Annotated in this window: 4 protein-coding genes and 1 pseudogene; 2 read left to right on the top strand and 3 right to left on the bottom strand. The window is 56.8% G+C overall.

All coding sequences use genetic code 11. The features are described from left to right. Positions 1–166: 166 nt before the first annotated feature. Positions 167–2,761, bottom strand: a complete 2,595-nt coding sequence (locus WI697_RS26230) for a YjbH domain-containing protein (protein ID WP_345960523.1) — start codon at positions 2,759–2,761, stop codon at positions 167–169. Then, on the bottom strand, positions 2,745–5,447 hold the full coding sequence (locus tag WI697_RS26225) for an SLBB domain-containing protein (RefSeq protein WP_345960522.1): 2,703 nt from the start codon (positions 5,445–5,447) through the stop codon (positions 2,745–2,747). Before WI697_RS26225 ends, WI697_RS26230 begins: the two co-directional genes overlap by 17 nt. A gap of 355 nt (positions 5,448–5,802) precedes the next feature. Here WI697_RS26225 and WI697_RS27570 point away from each other — a divergent pair, with 355 nt between their 5' ends. Together WI697_RS27570 and WI697_RS27565 are read left to right on the top strand one after the other, a co-directional pair. After that, positions 5,803–6,225, top strand: a complete 423-nt coding sequence (locus WI697_RS27570) for a helix-turn-helix domain-containing protein (protein WP_457853544.1) — start codon at positions 5,803–5,805, stop codon at positions 6,223–6,225. Further along, positions 6,224–6,454, top strand: a pseudogene (locus tag WI697_RS27565) (transposase); the annotation flags it as partial. The gene WI697_RS27570 and the pseudogene WI697_RS27565, both read left to right, overlap by 2 nt. Here the strand turns inward: WI697_RS27565 and WI697_RS26215 are convergent. After that, entirely contained in the window at positions 6,455–7,735 is a 1,281-nt protein-coding gene (locus WI697_RS26215; protein ID WP_345960521.1) for a calcium-binding protein, read from the bottom strand. It lies immediately after the preceding pseudogene. Positions 7,736–7,885: the final 150 nt, after the last annotated feature.

The following is a 7,885-nucleotide window of genomic DNA, read 5'->3' as shown; positions in this document are numbered from 1 at the left end:
TCAAGCGCTGTTTGCCACTTGATCAGCGTTCCTGACCACTCGGAAACCGTCATTGGCCCTGCCTCCCCATGCTGGAACGCAGAGAATCACGGCTTTCCTAAAAACGCAACTGTAGTACTAGGCGCCTGGACCGCCTCCCGCGCGCAAACCGGAGGCTTCACGAGTCTCAATCCATCAGGCTTGGCCAGTTACGCGACGTATGGTGCTCGTCATAGTTGTCAACACGACTGATTAGGGCGCTCGAACGGTTGAGTTGAGCTCCACCATCGCGGGTCACAGGACGGTAAGTTAGCCCAAACCGTGTTTTTGTCGGACGGGTCCCGTAGATATCCAGAGGGATACTGAGAAAGAAGCCTTTGTCAAAGCTGCCCTCTCCGAACTCCGCTGCCGATACATCTGTAATCGTGGCAAATATACCCGCACGAATACCACTCTCGAACTCCCGCGAAACCTCCAACGTCGCTCCCCAGTCTCGCGCGAGATAACGCCCGGCGCGTACGGATGTACTCAGATCCCAAAAGGGTAGATCATAGTATATTCCAAGATGTCCGGTGATCGTACTGTAGTCAAGAAAATTAAACATCCCGTCATAATCGCGTTGTTTAACCCAGTTCACATCTATCCCATAGGCCCAGGGAGAACCAACGGACTTATAGAGAATTTCCCCGCCGACACCACCAAACATCTCTTCCAACAAACCTGCATATGCAGTGGCATACAAGCCCCGAGCCAGGGATGTGTAATAGGCTCCCTGCAGTCGTCCAATCCATGTGTCTCCTTCTTTGAGATAATCCTTGATGCCACTACGGACATGAGGCAACTGGCTATCCGACTCCAACTCAAGATCATCATAGTTATTGGTTATATTTAGACCTACATACCCATCTATCTCTGTATTAGGCGTAGGGCGCAGAGATGCCTGAGCACGTATATATAGCTGATAAATCAAAAAGGCATCAGGGCCACCTATCTGTTGCCTAGTACGAGGCGCAACAGACCAGTCGAAAGCCGGATAATTATTAGTATTGAGGATAGCCTCTTCTCCAGGTGCCGCAGCTTGTACAATGCCGGTTTGACGCCATATCTCCTCTGAATTTGCTTCATTCTGCGACAGGCGTTCGATATGGGTGCGCAATACGGTGAGTTCCGCAACAGGGAGACCATCATCCCCTACCACGATCCTCAATTTCTCAACTTCTGGCGGCACCACCTGCGTCGCGATCCGCGCTACGCGTCCGACAGACGTCACAAAATTACGAAAAGGCATCGCACCCACGAAGATGCGAACACTATCGCCCTGAAGCTCCATTCGATCGATCGCAATGTCATTCTCCGCCGCCGCCGCAAAGAGGCGATCTGCGAGGCGGCTCTTCTCTGACGCATCGTACTTGGCAGTCGGCGTAACCCGAACCCCACGAGTATCCCTCACATCGTGTAGTGAGGTTGAAACAGCCGCGAACTGAGCTCGCGGAGCCTCCCAATCCATTATTAGTTGCCCATTTCGCGCCAGCAGACGAGCCTCGATTGTAGTAACGCCGGCAGGGACTGCACGTGCGACCGTGCTACCGACCTCCCATGCATCATAAAGTTCACGCCCAGGTATACCGCCAGCGAGATCGATGCTGGCGCGATCTCCACTGACATCAAACCTTTCGACCTTCATCTGTCTATCAGCTGCAGCTGCCCGGATGCTGGCTTGTGCCAGCTCCGGCAGCCAACTTGCCGTAGTAGGGATTGGATCGACTAGCTTATCTGCCGATATTCCCTGAGGTCCATCACGCCCGCGAACTGCTACCTCGGGAGGAATTCCCTTATTAAGCAGCGGATTGGACCCATTATGAAAGTCGGCGAACAATGACATCCGTGCCATAGCGGTATCACCCCGCTCAAAGCCCGCAGCTATCTGTACCCAGCTCGCAGGCTGCCAAGTGACGCCGACGTTAATCGGAAATTTAGTAGTTAGGTCTGAAAATGCAGGATCGTTTTTATAGTTATTAGGATCATATTCAGCAATAAATCGCAGATCTTCGCCGAAGAACGGAATGTCACGCCAGAAATAACTCACGCTACCAAAGAGCGCAATCGGTCCCGTAAAAAAAGCTGAACCGACGGAACCTGGCGAATTTCGCCCTTCGAGCCGATTGTCAAAACGGTCAAAGAAAAGTCCTAACGGATTATCAAAATGAGCACGGCTTCCTAATGCACCGAACCCCAACCCTCCGGTTACGTCGAAGTTACCGAAACGCTTCGATGCGGAAAAGTACTCACTTCCAAACAAATTCGTTCCGCCCAAGTCCCGAAACCCCACAGCAATTTCAGGCCAAGTAGAATCCTCTTGAGAAAGACGGATTTTAATATCAACGCTTCGATCTTTATAATCTTGCCCATCCGCGAAGCCCGGGTTCGCGCTATACGGCCGATCGGTAATTCTTGTGTATCGAAAGGTCCCTTCAAGCCACGGAAGCGCCTGAAGATTTATAAAATAGCGATGGTAGGGAGATACAATTGAGATTCCGGCAAGGAATTGTCCATCCTTGCCAAACCGTGCAGTAGGCGTCTGAAGTGCACCGACGCCACCATAGTCAGACACATTTGGAAGGGTTGCTTGTTTCCACGGCAGAGGCGAGGGTTCAGCCGCCTGAGCAGGAGAAACCACACTTAGAACAACACCTACCACGCTGGCAATCAACGTTATGTTGATTGCCAGCGCATAAACCGCCTTAGTTCTCACGACGCGCGAAACCTTAGTTCTGCACAGCATTCAACGCTGCTGCCGTCAGGGCCACGCTGCTAAGAATGCGCGTCACATCCGAAGTTATGGCGAGGAAGTCGAAGGGAGCAAGATCCCGCGGAACAACGATCATCGCGCCCGGAGGTATATTCGCCTCTTCCGTCGACCAGGAGCCGAGATTAATCGGCTCAGCAGCACCATTAGGCAGAACCACGAATGCACGCCCTTCATCTGAATCGACGGCATAACCACCTGCCGCATCAACATACTCTGCAGCATGCAAGCCACTACGGAACTGCTGCGCTCCAGGATTGAGAACCTCACCCACAACTAGGATATAATTCGGACGCTTAGGGATAGTCACCTCATCTCCTCCCTCCAGAACGGTATCAAGTTCGGGCCGAGCAGCAAGTACAGCCGGATCTGCCTCGACCACGACGCGACCGTAAGGTTCTACAGCTGCCAAATCTTTAACAAGATCTCGCATCACCCCCATAGCATCTGCGACCCCCGCCCCCGTTGTGCTGCGCTGCGACTGCCGCGCAAGCAACGATACGATACCTTTCTGCAGCTCAGCGGCCGTACGCCGGTTTGCCTGCCGCTCAAGATCTCGAACACGATCGCGGGTGAACACAGCACCGAAGGGATATGCCGCCGAGGTCAGACCGCCAGCGCGAGCAAGCACGTCTGACAATCGATCGCCGCGACTTATGTCGTAAGCACCGGGGCGAAGAACCTCACCTCGCACCGTCACAAGTCCCTGTTCCCGCGTGGTTACTCGCGTTGCCACGCGTACGGTGTCCCCCGGACGGATCATTACGGAATCCAGGCTGACCTGCGTCAGATCCAGAACCTGGCGCTGAATCTCAGTGGAAGTAGCAGATACCTTCGCATCATAGCGACTAACTTCCACTTGGGAAATATCGGCAGAACGTCCCAGGCCTCCGGCTGCATTGAGCAAAATGCGGAGAGAAACCGGCTGCGCAATAGGATAAAGGCCAGGGTTCCGAACGTCACCTGTTACTGCGCTGACGTTTTCAAGAAGCAGCGACATAAGGTTCGGATAGAGATCATAGATTGCAGGACAGTCGACGTTCGAAGTAGCTGACGCAGGGATCCCTCCCTGTATCAGGAACTGCCGAGCGCTCAAGAAACTGTCCGCGCGGCTCCGACGAACAAGCCCTGACAGCGCGGAGAGTGCGGGGCACGCGCCCCCTCTGCTCGACAAAGCGTCAGCGACGGCCGGGGTCGAAAGAAACGAGATATCTTTAGCGCCGAAGATTATAACCCGATCGGTTGAGTTGAGTTTCATGTCTTGCCGCCCGTTAATAACGGCCAATGGATCAAACGGCGTAAAAATAGGCAGCAGAGTAAGCGGGTCTCGTGTGAGTACGGCGCCGAAAGGTAGGTATGGAGCACCACTCAGCAAATCAAGATTTGCCAATACAGCTCTCAAACTGCCGGACTTATCTAGAGCACGGGGGCCCGGCGTGGATACACTGCCCTCCACAAAAACCGTCCCGCCAATCACATTGCGGTCGATGAAAACCTGTAGAATCTCCCCGCGCCTAAGTGACCCTGACTTAAGGTCGGCAGAAACAGCTGACTGCACGCCGTCAGGATCAAACGTAATTCGAATAAAGCGGTTACCTGCTGGACGAAGAGCCCCCCCGGAAAGGTCCAGTGCCTCTTTCACAGTCATCGATGAAGAGCCGGGTGCCGTCTCAAAAATCGCAGGTCGCGCGACATCCCCATCCACCGCCACAGTGGGCCCCAGCAGTGGGACCACAATGCGATCACCGTCGCGGAGAGACGCCGAAGCCGCGCCATAGTCTCCACGGAGATAGTCGTAGAGATCGATGAAAATCCGTTCGCCATTTATCCTGATCAACTCAATTCGCCGAAGCGATCCCGACCGGCGCACGCCACCAGCTGCGCCGATAGCATCCACCACTGTCGCAAAACTATTCAACGAACGGGCACCGGGATGGCCCACTTCACCAAGAACAGTCACGCTGACGAGGCGGACGTTACCCACAGTAACGTACACCCTGCTACCTACCATGCTCTCAGCGGTGATACGCTGCAGCCGATCACGCAGGTCGGCAAGCGTCGCGCCAACCGCTTTCAGCGGCGGCGTCTCGGGCAGTACCACATCCCCGTCTCGGTTGACCCTAACGCTTACTGTCCGAGAAATCTGCCCACGATAGGTGACGATCAACTCATCACCGATCCCCAACACATAATCGGGACTGATTTCCCCAGAAGTGATAGGCGTTGGTGCCGCGCGGTCAAAAACACGATACCCATACTGCCGAAGGGCCCGGCCAGTACGCATCGCATAGTCACGCTCAATGGATGACGGTTTGCCACCGCTAGCTGAGCTTGGGCCACCCAATCCCAAATCAGAGTCCGCTGCTTGCAGATCAGCGTCATCAGCCCCATCTTCTGTGGCAGAGCGGCTCTCGGCCTGCGCATCGAGAGATGTATTGGCTGACCCGTCCTGCAACTGTGTATTACTATTGTTTTGAAGAGCCTGCGTAGCGGATTCAATCTGCCCCTGCAGATCAAGAAGCGTTTGTCCGCGTGCGCCGCCCACACTGGCAATTGCGGCGCCCCCAACAGCGGCGACCAGCATCATACTCGCGAAACGCCGGATTGTAGGGCCAGATCTCACGCGAAGGATCTCGCGGAGCGAATCGATGTCGAATATCATGCTGCGTCCCGTGGCAAATTCGATGCTGATGCTTGGATCACTCGGCAGGGGCGAGAGCGCGCATTCTCCCGCTGTTCTATGGTGCCCCCTAGGCGCTCTTCCTTCGTCCACTACCTTTGGTCGCTCACACCGTAGCACATGCTGGCCAATCGGCAATGCGTGAAAACGAGGATTGTGCGCTGCACGAGTGCCCTCATGGGCAACTGCCAGATCAATGACAGGGAGATCGCTATTCATTTCGATTGCCCTCGGTAAAACGACGTCCGGACCCACGATGGAAGTAGTTGTTAGTACTACAGTTACGTTTTTAGGAAAGCCGTGATTCTCTGCGTTCCAGCATGGGGAGGCAGGGCCAATGGCGGTTTCCGAGTGGTCAGGAACGCTGATCAAGTGGCAAACAGCGCTTGATGACTTATACCAAAGAGCGCTGACCCCGACTCACGATAGGGGATTCCCAAGACCCGCGGATTGTGAGTCACTCTGGCAAACAGCCGGAGCGATCCCCATGGCAGCACCGATCCCCCTTCGCCCCGATTATGACGGCGCCGGCCTTCGTGCCCTGGCCCGACGGTCGAAAGATGCCGATCAGACACGCCGCCTGCTGGCGCTTGCCTTGATCTATGATGGCGGCAGCCGACGTTCAGCGGCCAGCCTGGGCGGCGTGGGGCTGCAGATCATTCGAGACTGGGTTCTGCGTTTCAACGCCCACGGGCCAGACGGACTGATCGATCGCAAGGCGCCTGGTGCGGTACCCAAGCTGAATGCTGCTGACCGATAAGCTGATCGTACCGGCGAACATCACCATCGTCGCCCTGCCGCCCAGATCCCCGGAACTCAATCCGGTCGAGAATGTCTGGCAGTTTATGCGCGACAACTGGCTGTCCAACCGCATCTTCGAATCCTACGACCAGATCATCGCCATGTCCTGCCATGCCTGGAACAAGCTCATCAGCCAGCCATGGAAGATCATGTCCATCGGGCTGAGGCGCTGGGCTCATGGGTTCTGATTATTGCAGATTGATATTACCCATCCGGAAGTTTGCCGCGGCCAGCACGCCGGTCTTGGTCAGCCGGGTGAAGATGGCGTTTTCCAGCTGGATCGTGTCGTCCGCCACCACGTAATCGGTGATGATGTCGCGATTGTCGCTGCCGGGGGCGGTGTCGAAGCGGAAGATGTCACGGCCGCTGCCGCCGGTCAGCCGGTCCATTCCGGCGCCGCCGGCGAGCAGATCATTGCCCGTGCCGCCCTTCAGCACGTCGTTGCCGCCCAGCCCGTAGAGGAAGTCGTTGCCGGCGCCGCCATCCAGCGTGTTGGCGGCACCATTGCCGGTGAGCGTATTGCCGAGCCCGTTGCCGGTGCCGTTGATGGCGGCCGTTCCGGTCAGGGTCAGCTTCTCGACGAAACTGCCCAGCGTCCACGACACCGAAGCCCTGACTTCGTCGGTGCCGCCGGCATTGGTCCCTGATGTGGTCGAGGTGGTCTCGTAAACCCGGTCGCGAACATTGTCGACGATATAGATGTCGTTGCCGCCCATCCCCAGCATGACATCGGCGCCGCCCTTGCCGTCCAGCGTATTGGCGGCGGCATTGCCCTTCAGCGTGTTGGCAAGCCCGTTGCCGGTGGCGTTGATCGCGGCCGTTCCGGTCAGGGTCAGCTTTTCGACGAAGCTGCCCAGCGTCCACGACACCCGCGACTGCACCTCGTCGATGCCGCCGGCATCGGTGCCCGACCCCGTGGACAGGGTTTCGAACACCCGGTCGCCGGTGCTGTCCACCACATAGACATCGTTGCCGGCGCCGCCCAGCAGAGTGTCGTTGCCGCTGCCGCCGTCCAGCCGGTCATTGCCCGATCCGCCCTCCAGCCGGTCATTGCCCGATCCGCCCTCCAGCCGGTCATTGCCGCCATTGCCATAGAGCTGATCGTCGCCGCCATAGCTCTTGATCACATCGCCGCCGGACGAGCCGTTCATCCGGTCATTGCCATTCAGCACATAGGCATAAAGCCCGGCGGCGTCGCCGCGATTCATATAGCCCACCACCTTCACGGCATCATGGCGGGCACCCGTCACCTCGAACACCTTCGCGCCGTTGATCTGCTGCACGGTGCCGGTCATCGTGCCGCTCTTGATCGTGCCAAGGCGCGTGTCATAGCTAAACGAGCCGGTATAGGTCTGCGTAAGTGACCCGCTGCGCACCTGGATCATGGAAGCGGTCGCCCGGACCACCGTTCCATACCCGAAATAGGCGTCGTCCATATCGATGGGCTGATAAGCGGTGACCGTGGCCATGGCCGGTTTCTCCGATGGAGAGGGTATCCGGCGGAGCATAGGTCACCGCATATGGTCCGTCATCGGGATCACGCCCACCGATGCGAAATGCGCGGCCTCAGCCGCCCGTGGGACAGACCGCGTCCGACACCTTTTCCATCCGGTTGACGA

Source organism: Tistrella mobilis, from assembly GCF_039634785.1.
Lineage (GTDB): Bacteria > Pseudomonadota > Alphaproteobacteria > Tistrellales > Tistrellaceae > Tistrella > Tistrella mobilis.
This window is presented reverse-complemented; position numbering and strand designations above follow the sequence as displayed.